The following is an 18,241-nucleotide window of genomic DNA, read 5'->3' on the forward strand; positions in this document are numbered from 1 at the left end:
TCTTAAGTTTGTTATTTATCTGGATTGTCCATGTCACCGTCGTCCGGAACCGGATTGATGGCCGTAGTAAATGAAATGACGTTCGACAAACTGGTACCTTGTGAATTTCGTGCAAAGGCACGTACATAATAAGTCGTATTCGATTTTAGACCACTCATGTTGAAGGTCATCTGGTCATTGTTGTCCGTAATATTCTCCACTCTATCGTTTGGCCCTGGCTCTTGATTGCTGCTGCTCCAATAGAAACCTTTTTCTTCGATTTCCTGATTTCCATTGCTACTGATGCGTGCAGTTACCTTGGCAGTCGTGATTTTTACATCGGTGACGTTGATGTTTCCGAAAGTAGGTTTGCCAACCGGGTCGGTGGTGAATTCTGAATAATCGTTGTATGTCACTCCGGCTTCATTGACAGCGTAAGCACGTACATAATAGGTCTCCCCGGGTGTCAATCCGGTTAGCGTATGGCTTAGGTTGGTCACATTGCCTTCGATATCTTTATGAGTATCGGTATCCATGTCAGGATGGGTGTTATTGGTACTCCAACAGAAGCCCTTTCGGCTGATAGTGCCGTTACCTGCCGAGTAGATAGTAGTGGTGAGTACTGCACTGTTGATAGTGACACCTGATACGTTTGTGCCGTATAAGCCGGGAACAGTGATTTCTGTGGTTGTGAAACTTTGAGCTGTGCTGTATCCCGTACCCACTCCGTTGGTGGCAAAGGCACGCACATAATATAGTTTTCCATGAGCGAGGTTTGTCAATTGGGTAGTGAAATCGCTGCCTTCCACGTTGACCACTTTGTCTGCATTATCCAAGGTCGGACTGTTATTGGTGCTACTATAGCAGAATCCTTTGGCAGTTACCGATGAGTTATTGTCATTGATAATGCTGCTCCGTACATAAGCCGAGGTGGTATTTACGGCCGATACATACGGGATGTCCAGCGTTGGTTCGGCAATGGCTATGGTGGTGAAACTTCCGGCTGTGGAATATCCCGTACCGGCTTCGTTCTTGGCATAAGCTGTTATATAGTAAGGAGTGCCAGGTTTCAGTCCGGTCAGTTCATAGAGGAATTCCGTACTTGTAATCTTGATGCTTTCGCATCCTTGTACTTCCAGTTGAGGGTTCTGGACGGAGGTACTCCAGCAGAATCCGCGTTCGGTTACCGTACCGTTACCGTTGCTGAGCAGTGTGCAACTGACGGTTGCCTTATCCGTGGTCGGAGTGGAAATAATGATAGCGTCCAGTTTAGGTGCTGTCAATTCCATCGTGGTGAATTCGGTAACGTTGGAGTAACCTATGCCTTTTTCATTTTTGGCATATGCAGTTACATAATAGATGGTACCCGGGGTCAATTCTTCCAGTGTATATTTGAAGTCCTCTCCTTCTACTGCCTTGTTTTGGCATCCTTCCGTACCGATCTGAGGGTTGTGTACGGAAGCGCTCCAACAGAATCCGCGTTCGGTAATCGTACCACCTCCGTTGCTTCCTACCGCACCGGTAAGTTCGGCAGTTTTTGTGGTAAATGTCGGTTCCGAAATAGATACTTCGGGTAAGGACACGCTTGTGGTATTGATAGTGATGGTATTTCCATAACCCGTTCCCTTTTCATTGGTAGCATAGGCTCGGATGTGGTAGACTGTCCCTTCTTTGAGTCCGGTAACTTCGCCTGCAAATACGTTGCTTTCCGACAAGGCTATATTTACCTCCCCGTCACATGCTCCTAGCATCGGTGTGGTACTGGTGCTACTCCAACAAAATCCGCGAGCCGTTACATCTGAAGTTCCTTTATCGGTTACTTCGGCAGTCACTACGGCATAGTTACCGCGAACGGTAGGTTCATCGTAAGTGCGCAAGGTCGGTTTTTCAGAGTTTTCCGTACTGACTACCATTGTCTTTCCGTATCCGACAATACCTTCATTATTCATAGCGAAGGCTCGAACGGTATATTCAGTTGAGGCTTCCAGATTACCGATGGTAACGATGAAGTCAGTCTCATTTTCCGGTACAGGAACGATGTTATCACCAAGTTTCGGATCACCGTCCGCGCCTTTCATATAGCAAATGCCTCGCAGATCGACACTTTCAGCTCCGGAAGCAAGAACTTTGCTTGTCAGTGTCAAGCTTTGGTTATCTTTAGCCTTTACTGCTACGACATCCAGTTCGGGTGCGTTGTTGGCGACTGTGGCGAATTGCAAGATTTCGGGGCTGATAACTGTCGTATTGCCACAAGTGATATAGAGGCAGTAGAAGTAGTTGGTTCCCGGAGTCAGTTCGTCCAGTTGTGCCTCCACGGCACCGGATGTCTGACTGACTGGTACTTTTGCAACAGCGTTGTCGTTCAGTGCCTTGCTTTCGAGCAAGGTTTTGTTAATGGAGTACAGGAAACCGCATTCTGTGATGTCCAGTTCATTCTGTCCGATGTTTCCTTTCAGGATGGCGGTTTTACGGCTGATGTCGTCTTGCATAACCACTTGGATTTCCATCGTCGGGGCGATCCAAGTAGGTTCTGTATCTTTCTCGCAGCCCGTTGCCAGACAAATGCAGCATAAGAGTGCGGTGATGCGTATGAATTGTTTCATATTGTTTGGAGTGATTTATGTGATTCGTTTAGAAAATGATACCCACACCGGCAGTCACCTGGTGTTGTTTGAAGTTGACAGTGTTGAAGCCTGCTGAAAGAAGGAATCCTTTTAGCCGGAGTATGGCACCTAACTCTACGGCTACTCCCGAGGCAGAGTGATCCGTGTTTTTATACCAATTGTCTTCTGTGTCAGCTTCGAGCCATGCGTAGGTACGGCTGCCGTATCCAACACCGACATACCCATAGAGTGGTTTGACCAACCGGCGAAGATATCCGGCAGTGAAACAGAGATAAGACTTTTCGGTCTTTCCCGGTTCATAAATGATTGACGAACCGTCCGCGGTCTTTTGGCTGTCACTACATTCTCCTACGGTCTTCACTGAATTGAAATCGCTTCGGAAAGCAGCATAAAATCCGTTGGTACGGGTGAATCCGATCATGCCTCCGAAAGAAGTCTGACCACCTCCACCGAAACCGGCTTGCGCCATAATCAGCGTGTTCATCGGTACTTTCGGTTTGATGGTGGATTTCATCGTAAACGTGGGGCGTACGGTTTCTCCTGCCATTACGTTCAGTAGGGTGTCGATAGGGAAATAAGTAGTCTTCTCGATCCGTACTTTGTATTCTTTGAGTGCCATCCGGTCACTCCGGTAAGGCGTTTTGCCGACAAGTACGCTGTCTATGTATACATCGGCATCCTGTTCGGGCAAGGAAAATATCTCCATGTAGCCGAATTTAGGCTTCAGCGCAACACTCTTTGTGACAGGTGTGTTTTCCAGTTTGATGATACCGGCATCAGATTGGTACATGGGAGCTTCTACGCGGTAAGTATGCTCTCCCTTGGGCATGGTAGCATTGAAGAGTCCGTTTTCTATAGGCACTAATTCATCGTCGATGTAGACATTGGCGGTAGCCGGTTCGGGACGTACGACGAGGAACTGCATGTTGTTTTCCATTACCGGTTTGTCCTCTTCTCCGCCTGTATTAAGTACCATCTCGTACACGGTAGCTTTTTCGATGATGTCGGGATAGAAGTAGTTTCTCAAAATACCCAGTTTGTCGTGAAGGATGGAGATACGGCGTGCCCCTCTCGGAACATATATCCAGACTTCTCCCGTTTTGTTTTCACGGGCGGTGATTCCCAGTGCATCGGGCTCGAACATCAGCTCTTTTTCAGTCGTTACAATACGGATCAATGCACATACTTCTCCGTTTTGATCCCTTTTTGGAGCAGTGACTCTTGCTGTGATGTCACTTTCCATCTTCTGAAAGGACGCTACGCTAATTTTGCTTTGCTGTGCCATAACTCGGACAGCGGGGCAAAAAGAAAGTAAAATTATGAGCAGTAGCCAGTGTTTTGTGATACTGTTTAACATGTTTGTTTTTTAGTTAGGTTGTTTTTAAAATCGTTATGCAAATGTAGTTAACATCTTTGAATAATAATTACTATCATGCAATAAAAAACAGATAAAATGTTGTATATTAGACTTAAACGAAGCATGATGTCACGGTTTTCCGTGACAAAGTAAACGGTCTGTTAGGTATTTGTTTATTACTGTTGCGGTTGTAAGGGGGAGGTGGCTTACCGGTCATTAATATCTGTTTTGTTGGCTATTGCTATCCAGCGTGATAACCTTTAACACCCATCGCGCTGGTCATTAACATCCATCGCGCTGGATATTAATAGTTATCGAGTGGTTTATTGATGCCCATTGCGCAGAGTATGCGCAAATAGCGAATCGCAAAGAATTTCTTCATAAACATTTCTTATGTTAAGTGGAAACGCTATATTTGTGCATCAATAACCGAATAATATACAATCATTATGATTACACACCAGTTACTCCGCCCCGAGAGCATTGTTGTAGTGGGCGCATCAAACAATGTGCATAAGCCCGGTGGCGCTATTTTGAAGAATCTTATCAGCGGTGGTTACCGTGGAGAGCTTCGTGCCGTTAATCCTAAAGAGCAAGAAGTGCAAGGTGTCCCTTCCTTCGCAAGCGCGGAAGAAATTCCCGATACGGATCTGGCCATTCTTGCTATTCCCGCCCAGCTGTGTCCCGATGTGGTAGAAACCTTGGCAAGCCAAAAGCAGACGAAGGCATTCATCATTCTTTCTGCCGGTTTTGGCGAAGAGACGCACGAGGGAGCATTGCTGGAAGACCGCATCTTGGAGATTGTAAATAAATATGGTGCCTCGTTGATCGGGCCGAACTGTATCGGACTGATGAACACTTGGCATCACAGCGTGTTCAGCCAACCGATTCCGCAGCTTAACCCGAAGGGCGTTGATTTAATTTCCAGTTCCGGTGCCACCGCAGTATTTATCTTGGAGAGTGCGGTGACGAAAGGTTTACAGTTCAATTCCGTATGGTCTGTGGGAAATGCCAAACAGATCGGTGTGGAAGATGTACTGGCTTATATGGACGAAAATTATGATCCGGAAAAAGATTCGAATTTAAAGCTACTCTATATAGAAAGCATCGGTGATCCCGACCGGCTGTTGTTCCACGCTGCCTCTTTGATCAAGAAAGGCTGCAAGATAGCAGCGATTAAGGCGGGAAGTTCGGAAAGCGGAAGCCGTGCGGCATCTTCGCATACGGGAGCAATCGCCAGTTCCGATTCGGCAGTGGAAGCATTGTTCCGCAAGGCCGGTATTGTCCGTTGCTATTCGCGGGAGGAACTGACCACGGTAGGTTGTGTCTTCACATTGCCGGAATTGCGGGGCAAGAACTTTGCCATCATCACTCATGCCGGAGGTCCGGGTGTGATGTTGACCGATGCATTGAGCAAAGGCGGTCTGAATGTTCCCCGTCTGTCGGGTGCTGCTGCCGAAGAATTGAAATCCAAATTATTCCCCGGAGCCTCTGTGGGAAATCCGATCGATATACTTGCAACGGGAACACCGGAGCATCTTAAACTCTGTATCGACTACTGCGAAGAAGAGTTTGAGAACATAGATGCCATGATGGCTATCTTCGGTACGCCGGGACTGGTGACGATGTTCGATATGTACGATGTGCTGGACGAGAAGATGAGAACCTGCCGTAAACCGATCTTCCCTATCCTACCTTCTATCAATACAGCGGGCGCAGAAGTAGCGGCTTTCCTGGAAAAGGGACATGTGAACTTTGCAGACGAAGTGACCTTGGGTACGGCATTGTCAAGGATCGTGAACGCACCCCAACCGGCAAACAATGAGATTGAACTCTTCGGAGTGGATGTGCCACGTATCCGCCGTATCATCGATTCTGTTCCGGAAGATGGCTATATTTCTCCCCATCACGTGCAATCATTGCTCCAGGCTGCCGGTATCCCGGTGGTAGAGGAATTTGTTTCCAGCAAGAAGGAAGATGTACTTGCTTTTGGCCGGCGTTGCGGTTTCCCAGTGGTAGCCAAGGTAGTAGGTCCGGTACACAAATCGGATGTGGGAGGTGTGGTATTGAATATTAAGGGCGAAGAACACCTGGCATTGGAGTTCGACCGCATGATGCAGATTCCCGATGCGACTGCCATCATGGTACAGCCCATGTTGAAGGGCACAGAACTGTTCATCGGAGCGAAGTATGAACAGAAGTTCGGGCACGTGGTGCTTTGCGGATTGGGCGGCATCTTCGTGGAAGTCCTGAAAGATGTCTCTTCCGGGCTTGCCCCGTTGTCATACGAGGAGGCTTACTCCATGATTCATTCCTTGCGGGCATATAAGATCATTCAGGGAACCCGCGGACAGAAAGGGGTAAATGAAGATAAATTTGCCGAGATCATTGTCCGTCTTTCAACCTTGTTGCGTTTCGCTACGGAGATCAAGGAAATGGACATCAACCCGCTGTTGGCCACCGAAACGGATGTGATAGCGGTGGATGCGCGTATCCGTATAGAAAAATAAAAACTGTTTTGACCGGATTCTGATATTAATTGACTCTACTTTGCTGTTTTAAAAAGCATAGTTGGGGTATCTTTGCAACACTGAGATACTGAATAAAAACTGCTATGTTAATTTTAAAACCATGAAAAGAAATTTGATGCTTACCTTGTTTGCATGCTCGTTCGCTTCTTTGGCGTTCGCACAGTGTGATTCAAAAGAAGCCTGCAGCAAGAAAACTGGAAAAGATGCGTCTGTGTACCAGAATCCGGTCATTAATTATAGTCTTCCCGATCCGACGGTCATTGAAGGAGATGACGGGTATTTCTATGTATATGCCACGGAAAACATCCGTAATGTTCCTATTCACCGTTCCAAGGATTTGGTGCATTGGGAATCGGTCGGTACTGCTTTTACCGACGAAACCCGTCCCACTTTCGAGCCGAAAGGAAATGTCTGGGCACCGGATATCAATAAAATAGGCGATAAATATGTGATGTACTACTCCATGTCCAAATGGGGTGGTGAATGGACTTGTGGCATCGGCATTGCGACTGCCGACAAACCCGAAGGACCTTTTACAGACCGTGGCATGCTCTTCCGCAGCAACGAGATCGGTGTGCAGAACTCAATCGACCCTTTCTATATAGATGATAACGGGAAGAAATATCTTTTTTGGGGTAGCTTTCGCGGAATTTATGCCATCGAGCTTACTGGTGACGGGCTGGCTTTGAAGAAGGGAGAAAAGCCGAGGCAGATTGCAGGCACTGCATACGAAGGTACTTACATTCATAAACATGACGGATATTACTATCTGTTTGCCTCCATTGGTAGCTGCTGTGAAGGTGTGAAGAGTACGTATACAACGGTGGTCGGACGATCCCGTTCGCTGTTCGGTCCTTATCTGGACAAGAAGGGTGAATCGATGCTGGACAATCACCACGAAATTCTGATCCATAAAAATGAAGCCTTTGTAGGGACCGGTCACAATTCGGAGATCGTCACGGACAAAGCTGGCAACGACTGGATGCTTTATCATGCGGTGAGCATTGCCAATCCCGAAGGGAGAGTACTGATGCTCGACCAGGTTCATTGGAAAGACGGCTGGCCGTTTGTAAAAACGACCTCTCCATCACTGAAAGAAAATAAACCATTATTATAACCATACACGACTTTATTTATCATGAAATTTACTCTTAAAAGACTTTGCACGGGTGCATTGATGACAATTCTATGTACACATGCAGGAGCTATCGATTACACTCCGCAGAATGCTGAAGCGACATTGATGTTAAAAACTCCCGGCAATCATTCCGTGACTTATCCGCTCTCCATGAAGAAAGCGGACAACGGATATTGTACTTACGAACTGGTTTCCGGACGGGCTATTCCGGTAACTGTTTATCAGAAACTCACGGGTGAGGGGGACAAACGCCAGGTAACGACTTTCATCACTGCACTGGAAGATATTTATTTCAATTATAATCAATCGGTTCGTACCGGCTTTCGTCACGATGATTGCCAGTTTTATATGCCCGGTTTCTGGTATCGCCGCAATCTTCGTTCACCGGAGAAGGCTCCTTCGTTTCATACGTCGGACAGTTGGACGGTACGTGAAGACCGCTTAAGTACCCCTTTGACCGGGATTTTCAATGAGAAGAGCGGGAGTTATATGACGGTAGTCCGTCTCGACAAACCGGTAACGGATGCTTTGACTACTCATAAGGAGGGTGAAGTGATCCTTTCCGGCACTACTTCAATCGGCTTTACCGGATTTGAGAATAAAGAGGGGCAGGCTTCCTTGTCATTTGGCTTTCCGTATATGGAAACACCGAAAACTTACATTCGGAAACTGACTTTGGCTCCTTCGGTAACTGCTTTTCAGTTGTTGAAAAAGGGAGAAACCATCTCTTTTACTTGGGAGATTCATGAAGGAAAGGGAGCGGACTTCTCCGATTTTGTAAGTCGCACCTGGGAATATAGTTACGATACATTCCGTCCCGAACCGGTAGCTACACCTTACACAACGGAGAAGATGAAAGAAGTGATCAGCAATTACTTTGTAGAGAGTTTCGTCGAGAGCAATCCATTGGTTTACAACTCCGGTGTGCATATGCGTACCGATGACTGCGCCAATACCGGTGTGGCGGAAGTCGGTTTTGTGGGCCGTGCTTTATTGAATGCCTTCAATGCGTGGGAATATGGCTGGCAAACCAATCGGGATGAGCTAAAGGCGAATGCAATCAAAGTATTCGACAGTTATCTGAAGAATGGTTTTTCCGAAGCGGGTTTTTTCAATGAGTTTGTAAACTATAAAAATAACTTTGTAGATCCTGTCCACAGCATTCGCCGTCAATCCGAAGGCATTTATGCAATGCTTCATTTCCTTGAATACGAGAGGGAAAATGGTCGCCGCCACCCGGAATGGGATCAGCGCATGAAAAAGATGTTAGATATGTTCATGCAGTTACAGAATCCGGACGGTAGTTTCCCACGCAAGTTCAAAGATGACTTTTCTATTGTCGATCGTAGTGGAGGAAGTACACCATCGGCTACACTGCCGTTGGTAATGGCTTATAAATATTTTAAAGATAAGCGTTATTTGGAGAGTGCCAAACGTACTGCCGGTTATTTGGAAAAGGAACTGATCTCTAAGTCGGATTATTTCTCTTCGACGTTGGATGCTAATTGTGAAGATAAGGAAGCGTCTCTCTATGCTGCCACGGCAACCTATTATTTGGCTTTGATTACAAAAGGAGAGGAACACCGCCATTATGCGGATTTGACCAAGAAAGCTTCTTACTTTGCTCTTTCTTGGTATTATATGTGGGATGTGCCTTTTGCACCGGGACAGATGCTAGGTGACATCGGCTTGCAAACCCGTGGTTGGGGGAATGTTTCGGTAGAAAACAATCACATCGACGTGTTCGTCTTTGAATTTGCTTCCGTGCTTGATTGGCTTTCAAAGGAATATAATGAACCTCGTTTTGCACGGTTCGCTGAAGTCATCAATACTTCCATGCGCCAACTTTTGCCTTACGAGGGACATCTGTGTGGTGTGGCAAAGACGGGTTATTATCCGGAGGTTGTGCAACACACTAATTGGGATTATGGCCGTAATGGAAAAGGATATTACAATGACATTTTTGCTCCGGGCTGGACAGTGGCATCCTTATGGGAATTGTTCTCACCGGGACGTGCGGAAAAGTTCTTGCAGAAATAATCTCTTTGTTTTTATTATTGTCAGATTCATGTTATGTCATAAAATATGACTTCTGCAATTCTACAGAAAAAAACAGGAAAAGAGGATGGTTGTTGTTTTAAACAATTGATAATCAATATGCTTTTTGCCTCGTTTTACCTCGGTGAGGAACGCCCCTTTCCTCACCGATGAAGAGGCTGTTCCTCACCGATGAAGGGGGTGTTCATCGGTGCCCTTCAAGGTGTACCCCGGCACCGTGTGATATTTGTACTTTCGGCTATCGGTTTATGTAAAATATTATCCTGCCCAATTCTCCCTGTCCAAATTGCGGTAACTGATTGCTTCCGCTAGATGGGCGGGGCAAATCAGCTCACTATCCTCCAAGTCGGCAATCGTACGAGCTACTTTTAATATACGGTCGTAAGCACGGGCTGAAAGGTCGAATCGTTCCATGGCATTTCTTAGCAACGCCAGTCCTTTACTGTCCGGCTGGGCATAGGTTGCCAAAAGCTTACTGGTCATTTGTGCATTACAGTAGATTCCGGATTGGCCGGCAAAACGTTTTTCTTGTATTTGTCTGGCTTTAATTACCCGTTTACGAATTTCACCGCTCGATTCTGCCGGCCGTCTGTTGGATATCTCTTCAAAAGGGACGGGGACAATCTCGATTTGTATGTCTATACGGTCTAATAGAGGACCTGATATTCGGTTCAGGTATTTCTGAACTTGTCCGGGGCTGCAAACGCACTCTTTAGTCGGGTGGTTATAATATCCACATGGGCAGGGATTCATGGACGCTACCAACATAAAGCTGGCGGGATAGTCGGTAGTGTATTTTACTCTTGAAATGGTGATCCGCCGGTCTTCTAACGGTTGGCGCAATACTTCCAATACGGCTCTACTGTATTCAGGTAATTCATCTAGGAAAAGGACACCATTATGAGCCAGACTGATTTCTCCCGGCTGGGGATAATTTCCACCTCCTACCATTGCTACTTGGGAGATGGTGTTATGTGGGTCACGGAAAGGGCGTTTCGATATGAGAGATGTATCACTGTTTAATTTTCCGGCAACGGAATGAATCTTGGTCGTTTCAAGGCTTTCTCCTAAAGAAAGGGGAGGAAGTATGGACGGTAAACGCTTGGCCATCATTGATTTTCCACTTCCCGGTGCACCTATCATTAGTAAATTATGTCCTCCGGCAGCGGCTACTTCGAGGGCACGTTTTACGTTCTCTTGTCCTTTGACGTCTTCGAAGTCATTTTCAAAGTTTTCTTGCTGGGCATAGAACTCCTCGCGGGTGTTAACCACGGTTGGTTGTAATTCGTATTTTCCATTGAAGAATTCGATGACTTCTTTGATATTCTCTACCCCGTAGACGGAAAGGTTATTGACTACGGCTGCTTCACGTGCGTTTTGTTTCGGAACAATTAATCCTTCGAACCCCTCTTCACGGGCTTTGATTGCAATGGGAAGTGCCCCCTTGATAGGTTGGATACTTCCGTCGAGGCTCAGTTCTCCCATCATGACGAAGCGAGAAAGTTTCTCGGGAGAGATCGTTTCATTCGCTGATAATATACCGATGGCAAGTGGCAGGTCATAAGCAGAGCCTTCCTTACGGATATCTGCCGGAGCCATGTTTATGACAATGTTGCTGGTGGGCATTTTATATCCCGTTACTTGCAATGCCGATATGATGCGTTGGTGGCTTTCTTTTACGGCAGAATCAGCTAGACCGACCAGATAGAACATACAACCTCTTGAACTATTGACTTCTATGGTGATAAGTGTAGCATTTATTCCTTGTACGGCGGCTCCGTATACTTTAACAAGCATGTTTTTCTTAGTATAGATTAAAAAAGGATTATTTTTTTTCGTTCTTCTTCAGTATTTCATCGATTTTATGGCTCAGGCTGTCGGTGGGTATGTCTCTTTCCATTATTTTTCCGGTAGGGGAAACCAGGATGTTAGTAGGTAATTTCAGAATAGCATATTGTTTCGCTGTCTCGGAATTCCATCCGGTAGCATCGCATACCTGTGTCCAGTTCAGTGTATCTTTCTCGATAGCATCTTTCCATGCCTCTTTATCTACGTCCAGTGATATTCCTATCATTCCGAAGTTGTTGTTCTTTTTGTATTTCTTGTTTATTTTCCGTAGTTCTGCATTGGATTTATCGCACTCCTTACACCACGATGCCCAGAAATTGACGAGCATGTATTTATCTCTAAACTTCTCGGCACGTGTCACCTTTTTGCCTTTCTCATCGGTCAAACTGAAAAAAGGAGCCGTTTTCCCTTTATCGGCTTTCTCTAATTGGGCAATATACTCATTAAGTTTCTCAATGATCGGCCGATCCTGGAGGATTCCCGTAAAGCTTCCAATCAATGCTTTGATCTTCTGAAAATCGGGTGTTTCTTTCTCGATGAAATACTTATTAAGCAGATAGATGCTGACCGGGGAAGAGCTATGTTGGCGGATGAATGTCTCTGCTTTTTCTTCAAGTACCTTTTCTGATGGCGTGCCGAGATCTTGCAAATCCTTCAGGAATGCAGTGAGTTCTTCATTGTAAATATTGCCTTCTATGTTAAGATAATCCAGATTATCTGCATTGCCCTGTATCTTGATTTGGTTGTTCTTATCCAAAAAGACAGGGTACTCTGTCTTATTTTTAAAGAGTAGTAAGGCGGAAGTTGCAGTATCTACTTTTATCGCGTGGGAGAATTTATCTTCTTTCACATAGATGGTATCTATTTTTTCATATATCCCATCCACTTCGTACAGATAGATCGTATCATTGCCCAATCCTTTTATATTTCCGGTGAGGTTCGTCGAATGATCGCTTTTCTTACAGCCGGTCAAACAAATAATCAGGATGAGCAGAATATTAACCTTCTTCATTTTCTTAGTTCTTTTGCTGCGAATGTACAGGTTTTATGGCATAAAAAAAAGAATTGCCTGCGATAAAATGGCAGGCAATTCTCCTTTTTCTAATATATCAGATGAAATTGCTTATTTTACGATGCTCATGAAATCAGAGTTTGTGAAGTATTTAGCAAATTCAAGATCAGTTGCAGCTTTCTTAGCCAATGAAGAATCTTTAGCGATAGCGCTCTTCAGACTGTTCATCATCAAAGAAGTGTTATTAGTTCTTGCGCCTAATACAGCCATCAAGTAGTCTGTGTAAGCATCTGGTTTTTCTATACCGGCAAGAGTGTTTTTAGCTTTGTTGTAATCTTTAGCTAAAATCTGAGCCAATGCAGCACTGTTGGTTTTAGCGTCGCCAAATGAGTTTACAGCTCTTTCATATTGTCCTTGAGCGATGTACAGGTTACCCAGAGTTTCGCCCAGCTCTTTTGCACCGGCAGCTTTACCTAAGTAAGCTTCAGCAGCAGTCTTGTCACCCTTAGCTAAAGCAACAAGACCCAAGTTCATGTTAACTTCAGGAGCAGCTTGGATGCTGGCAGCTTTCTTCAGGTATGATTCGGCTTTATCGATGTTACCGGCTTGGTAAGCTAATTTGCCTAAGTTGTTGAATGCACGGTAATCGTTCGGGAACAATTCTGTAGCTTTGGTATAGATCACTTCTTTTTTACCATTATCGTTAGTCAGTGTAGCAGCGTACAACAGTTCTTCGATAGTCAGTTCTTTAGGATTTGAAGAAGCCAGAGAAGCGATTTCTTCGTCAGACTTACCGATGATTTCGTAGTTCAAAGTCAAACGAGAACGACGCAACTGAGGTAAGATAGTATTGGCAAGTTCTTTGTATACGGCAGAGATGTTTTTGATTTCGCTTTCTCTTTGTGCTGGATCTTGGTACATAGAGATAACACGAAGGATCAGGTCTTTGTCCTGGATGTTTGATTTAGAAACCAATTCCTGGAAACCTTCCCAGTCCTGAGCAGTATACTTAGAGTCAACAGGAGCGTCGATCTTAGACTTCTTCAGGTTCTGGTTGATTACTTTATTAGTATTGCTTTCGCGATTTTCTGCAAGACCGGTATTCAGTTCTACTCCACCATCAGGAGATGCATAAGCAGAAACTTCGATATTGCTGATTTTCTTGTTGGCAGCATCGTTAACTTCTACAACTTCTTTGTTGAAGTCTTTAGCAGTTTTCAGTTCGCTTGCACGAATGTTAGCCTGTTGGATAAGGAACATGATGTTAGCATTGTGTTTTTCTTTGATGATACGTTGGAAAGCGTCATCACCGTTAGCGGGGTTAGCGCTCTGAAGAGTGTTCTCAATCAACTCAGAAGTGGAAATCACACCATCAGCAATTTTGACATCAGGAATGTTGACTGTTTTGTTACCAATTTTAGCGTTGAACACAAGGTACAATTCAGACTTGGCCATTTCAGGAACATAGTCGAAAGATGCTTTCATTGTGTAGTTACCACCTACTTTGTAAGAAATAGTCTGGTCGTTACCTTCCACCTTTTCACCTTGGAATACTGCAGGCTGAGATTTAGCTTCACCACCGTTCCATCTCAGAACCGGAGTTACTTCTACAACTGCCTTTTTGTTAAAATACTTTTCAGGGAACTTCCCGTTGATAGTTACAGGAACTTTACCACCTACTGCTTCCAGCACTTGCGGAGTCGTAGTGAAGTAATCAGATGATAGTTCACCCATTTTTTTGCTGCAAGACGATAATGCAACAACCAATGCCATAAGTAAAGGCAAATACAGCTTCTTAATCATTTTAGGTATAAATTAAATGTTTGTAATTGAAATATTCGTCTATTCATAAGCCTTTCCCGATGTTTTTCAGAAAGGTAACGCAAAGATAGTACATCTTAAGATATATATATAAACAAGGTATTGATTTTATTATAATTTAATGAAATCAACCCCTCTTTTCCTGCCTGTATTTAATATTTCGGGGGTGGTGTTCTATGATTTCGCTTCTCAACATGTTACGGTCGATGTGAGTGTATATTTCTGTAGTACCTATAGACTCATGACCGAGCATACATTGGATGGCTCTCAGGTTGGCTCCTCCTTCCAACAAATGGGTGGCAAATGAATGCCGGAAAGTATGGGGACTGATGTTTTTCGTGATTCCTGCCATTTGTGCCAACTCCTTGATGAGGTGGAACACCATGATACGTGAGATGTTTTTACCCCAACGAGCGAGAAAAACAAAATCTTCGTAATCCTTTTTTATCTTTCCCCGGTTACGGTCGATGAAGTATAGTTGAATCTCTTTGATAGCTCGCGGAGAGATGGGAACCAGGCGTTGTTTGCTCCCTTTACCTTCTACTTTAATGAAACCTTCGTCAAAATAAAGGTCGGAAAGTTTCAGGTTGGTTAGTTCCGATACGCGCAACCCGCAACTGTATAATGTTTCGAGAATGGCACGATTGCGTTGTCCTTCGTTTTTGCTGAGGTCAACAGTAGCGATAATGGCATCGATTTCTTCCAAGGTCAGTACTTCCGGAAGTTTTAATCCGATTTTTGGGCCTTCCAGTAGTTCGCTTGGGTCGGCTTCGAGGTAATCGGCCATGATCAGAAAATGGAAAAACGATTTAATACCTGACAGGATACGTGCTTGTGAACGGGGATGTATGCCTATGTCGTGTAGCCCTGCAAGAAAACGTTCCAGATGTTCCGGTGTTACTTCAAGTACGTTGCTCTGCTCCGGTTCCAGGAAGTTCAGTAGTTTGGACAAATCTGTCATATAGGCATCCAACGTGTTTTTAGATAAAGACTTTTCAAGTTTCAGATACTGTTTATACTCCTTGATTATCAACTCTTGTGTATCCTTCTTATGAGTTTTTTCGTTTACTTTCATTTCTTTTTTCTACCTTTGCACATTCAAACTATGTTCCCGGGACAAAGGTATTAAAATTAGTAGGATTGTGTTATGAGGATACAAATTATTAATGGCCCCAATATTAATCTGCTTGGTAAGCGTGAACCTTCCATTTACGGAAGCGTTACATTTGAAGACTATTTGGCCGGTCTTCGTGAAAAGTATAAAGATATAGAAATTAGCTATTTCCAGTCGAATATTGAGGGAGAAATGATTGATTGTATTCAACAGACGGGCTTTGAAGTCGATGGCATTATTCTAAATGCCGGAGCCTATACACATACTTCCATAGCACTTCAGGATGCTATCCGTTCGGTAACAGCCCCGGTGATCGAAGTACATATTTCTAATGTACACACCCGTGAACCGTTTCGCCACAAATCGATGATTGCATGTGCTTGTAAAGGTGTGATTTGCGGATTCGGGTTAAACTCTTATCGCCTGGCGATTGAGGCTTTAATTGATAATAAATAGGAAATAATAATTAAATAGGTAATAAGCTTATGTTGCTGAAACAGACTAAAATCGTTGCTTCCATCTCAGACAGACGCTGTGATGTAGACTTTATAAAACAGTTATTCGATGCAGGTATGAACGTTGTTCGTATGAATACCGCTCATGCAAGCCGGGAAGGCTTTGAAGCACTGATAGCTAATGTACGTGCCGTTTCCAATCGCATTGCAATCCTGATGGATACCAAAGGGCCGGAAGTCCGGACTACGGCTAATGCCGAACCGATTCTTTATCAGATAGGCGATAAGGTAAAGATTGTGGGTAATCCAGATCAGGAAACTACACGTGAGTGCATTTCCGTCTCTTACCCTAATTTTGTGCATGACCTGAACATCGGAGGAGCTATCTTGATTGATGACGGAGACCTCGAACTCCGTGTAATTGATAAGACAGCCGAACACCTTCTTTGTGAAGTTCAAAATGAAGCTACTTTAGGAAGCCGTAAAAGTGTGAATGTTCCGGGTGTTCGCATTAACCTCCCTTCATTGACTGAAAAAGACCGAAACAATATACTTTACGCCATTGAGAAAGATATCGATTTCATAGCACATTCTTTTGTACGTAACCGTCAGGATGTACTCGATATCCGTGAAATCCTCGATGTCCATAATAGTGATATAAAAATTATCGCGAAGATTGAGAATCAGGAAGGAGTCGACAATATCGATGAAATTCTTGAAGTGGCGGATGGTGTCATGGTGGCCCGTGGTGATTTGGGAATTGAGGTTCCGCAAGAACGTATTCCGGGTATTCAACGTATGTTGATCCGCAAATGTGTATTGGCTAAGAAACCGGTTATCGTTGCCACCCAAATGCTTCATACGATGATTAACAACCCTCGCCCGACACGTGCGGAAGTGACTGATATTGCCAATGCTATTTATTACCGCACGGACGCTTTGATGCTGAGCGGGGAAACTGCTTATGGAAAATATCCCGTAGATGCTGTAAAGACTATGACTAAGGTAGCAGCCCAAGCAGAAAAAGACAAGATGGAAGAAAACGATATTCGCATCCCATTGGATGAAAATAGCAATGACGTTACCGCCTTTCTTGCCAAACAAGCTGTTAAAGCTACGACTAAACTGAAGATGCGTGCCATCATTACTGACAGTTACAGTGGGCGTACAGCTCGTAATCTGGCTGCTTTCCGTGGCAAATATCCGGTACTGGCTATTTGTTACAAAGAAAAGACGATGCGCCAGCTGGCTCTTTCTTATGGTGTGGAAGCTATTTATATGCCTGAGTTGGCGAATGGACAGGAATATTATTTTGCAGCCCTTCGCCGTTTGTTGAAAGAAGGTCGTTTGTGTCCTGCCGATATGGTTGGTTATTTAAGTAGTGGTAAAGCGGGTACGAAGACCTCCTTCCTTGAAATCAATGTGGTAGAAGATGTTCTGAAACATGCCGATGAAACCGTGCTGCCGAATAAGAACCGCTATTTATAAATGTAAATAGGGATGAAGGAGACTGAGTCAATCGACGAATACATTTTGCGGCATATCGACGAAGAGAATGATTACTTGAAAGCATTGTATCGTGATACGCATGTGAAATTGCTTCGACCACGGATGGCTTCCGGGCACTTGCAAGGTCGTATGTTGAAGATGTTTGTTGAAATGATACGTCCTCGGCAAATTCTTGAGATAGGAACTTATAGTGGATATTCGGCACTCTGCCTAGCGGAAGGCTTGTCAGAAGGTGGGATGCTGCATACATTTGAGATTAATGATGAACAGGAAGATTTTACCCGTCCTTGGCTTGAGAAGTCGGCAGATGCCGATAAAATAAAGTTTTATATCGGTGATGCCCTTGAGTTGGTACCACAATTAGGGATCACGTTCGATCTTGCCTTTATTGATGGTGATAAACGTAAATATATTGAGTATTACGAGATGACACTCGCTCATTTGTCCACAGGCGGTTATATTATTGCTGACAATACTTTATGGGATGGTCATGTGCTGGAAGAATCACCGCATAGTAATGATTACCAGACGATAGGTATTAAAGCGTTCAATGACTTGGTCGCAAAAGATCTCCGTGTCGAAAAAGTGATACTTCCGTTAAGAGATGGACTAACCATTATCCGAAAGAAATAGGAGTTTCTTTTGATTTTGCTCCAACTTCTTTTGAATATCTTTTAGAGGAAAATTTCAACGGAATATTAGTTTTGATTAATAGAATATAAGAATGCCCCTGGTTTGTAAAGTGCAATTCAGCTTTATAAACTAGGGGTATTTTCATTTTCTATGCTTTGAAAA

General features: G+C 44.3%; 12 protein-coding genes. 6 read left to right on the top strand and 6 right to left on the bottom strand.

Features of this window, described 5'->3' with window-relative positions:
* Positions 1-11 precede the first annotated feature (11 nt).
* Positions 12-2,582: a fibronectin type III domain-containing protein gene (locus H8744_RS06525; RefSeq protein ID WP_262434071.1), complete on the bottom strand. Its 2,571-nt coding sequence runs from the start codon at positions 2,580-2,582 to the stop codon at positions 12-14.
* 28 nt (positions 2,583-2,610) lie between these two features.
* Positions 2,611-3,960, bottom strand: coding sequence for a PEGA domain-containing protein (locus H8744_RS06530; protein ID WP_369410997.1), 1,350 nt, complete (start codon positions 3,958-3,960; stop codon positions 2,611-2,613).
* Between the two features lie 449 nt (positions 3,961-4,409).
* On the opposite strand from H8744_RS06530, the gene H8744_RS06535 reads away from it, so the two are divergent.
* From H8744_RS06535 to H8744_RS06545, 3 genes are all read left to right on the top strand, one after another.
* A complete protein-coding gene (locus tag H8744_RS06535) occupies positions 4,410-6,470 on the top strand; it encodes an acetate--CoA ligase family protein (RefSeq protein ID WP_262434073.1) in 2,061 nt (686 codons plus the stop codon).
* A gap of 121 nt (positions 6,471-6,591) precedes the next feature.
* Positions 6,592-7,608, top strand: coding sequence for a family 43 glycosylhydrolase (locus H8744_RS06540; RefSeq protein WP_262434074.1), 1,017 nt, complete (start codon positions 6,592-6,594; stop codon positions 7,606-7,608).
* A gap of 21 nt (positions 7,609-7,629) precedes the next feature.
* Positions 7,630-9,669 carry a glycoside hydrolase family protein gene (locus tag H8744_RS06545; protein WP_262434075.1) on the top strand — a complete coding sequence of 680 codons (2,040 nt, stop codon included), beginning with the start codon at positions 7,630-7,632 and terminating at the stop codon, positions 9,667-9,669.
* Between the two features lie 276 nt (positions 9,670-9,945).
* On the opposite strand, the gene H8744_RS06550 is transcribed toward H8744_RS06545, so the two are convergent.
* The 4 genes from H8744_RS06550 to xerD all read right to left on the bottom strand — a co-directional run bounded on the left by H8744_RS06550 (position 9,946) and on the right by xerD (position 15,443).
* The gene (locus H8744_RS06550) at positions 9,946-11,484 is read right to left on the bottom strand and encodes a YifB family Mg chelatase-like AAA ATPase (RefSeq protein ID WP_262434076.1); all 1,539 of its coding nucleotides are present in this window, start codon (positions 11,482-11,484) and stop codon (positions 9,946-9,948) included.
* Positions 11,485-11,512: 28 nt separating this feature from the next.
* On the bottom strand, positions 11,513-12,547 hold the full coding sequence (locus H8744_RS06555) for a TlpA disulfide reductase family protein (protein ID WP_262434077.1): 1,035 nt from the start codon (positions 12,545-12,547) through the stop codon (positions 11,513-11,515).
* 111 nt (positions 12,548-12,658) lie between these two features.
* The gene (locus tag H8744_RS06560) at positions 12,659-14,350 is read right to left on the bottom strand and encodes a tetratricopeptide repeat protein (RefSeq protein WP_262434078.1); all 1,692 of its coding nucleotides are present in this window, start codon (positions 14,348-14,350) and stop codon (positions 12,659-12,661) included.
* A gap of 145 nt (positions 14,351-14,495) precedes the next feature.
* Complete coding sequence (gene xerD / locus H8744_RS06565; protein ID WP_262434079.1) at positions 14,496-15,443, bottom strand: site-specific tyrosine recombinase XerD; 948 nt, start codon at positions 15,441-15,443, stop codon at positions 14,496-14,498.
* A 72-nt stretch (positions 15,444-15,515) separates the two neighbouring features.
* On the opposite strand from xerD, the gene aroQ reads away from it, so the two are divergent.
* From aroQ to H8744_RS06580, 3 genes are read left to right on the top strand one after another with little or no spacing between them, the layout of a single operon-like run.
* The gene (gene aroQ, locus H8744_RS06570; protein ID WP_262434080.1) at positions 15,516-15,938 is read left to right on the top strand and encodes a type II 3-dehydroquinate dehydratase; all 423 of its coding nucleotides are present in this window, start codon (positions 15,516-15,518) and stop codon (positions 15,936-15,938) included.
* A gap of 29 nt (positions 15,939-15,967) precedes the next feature.
* Positions 15,968-17,425, top strand: coding sequence for a pyruvate kinase (pyk, locus tag H8744_RS06575; RefSeq protein ID WP_262434081.1), 1,458 nt, complete (start codon positions 15,968-15,970; stop codon positions 17,423-17,425).
* A gap of 12 nt (positions 17,426-17,437) precedes the next feature.
* The gene (locus tag H8744_RS06580; RefSeq protein WP_262434082.1) at positions 17,438-18,079 is read left to right on the top strand and encodes an O-methyltransferase; all 642 of its coding nucleotides are present in this window, start codon (positions 17,438-17,440) and stop codon (positions 18,077-18,079) included.
* Positions 18,080-18,241 lie beyond the last annotated feature (162 nt).

The organism is Jilunia laotingensis, from assembly GCF_014385165.1.
Taxonomy (GTDB): Bacteria; Bacteroidota; Bacteroidia; order Bacteroidales; family Bacteroidaceae; genus Bacteroides; species Bacteroides laotingensis.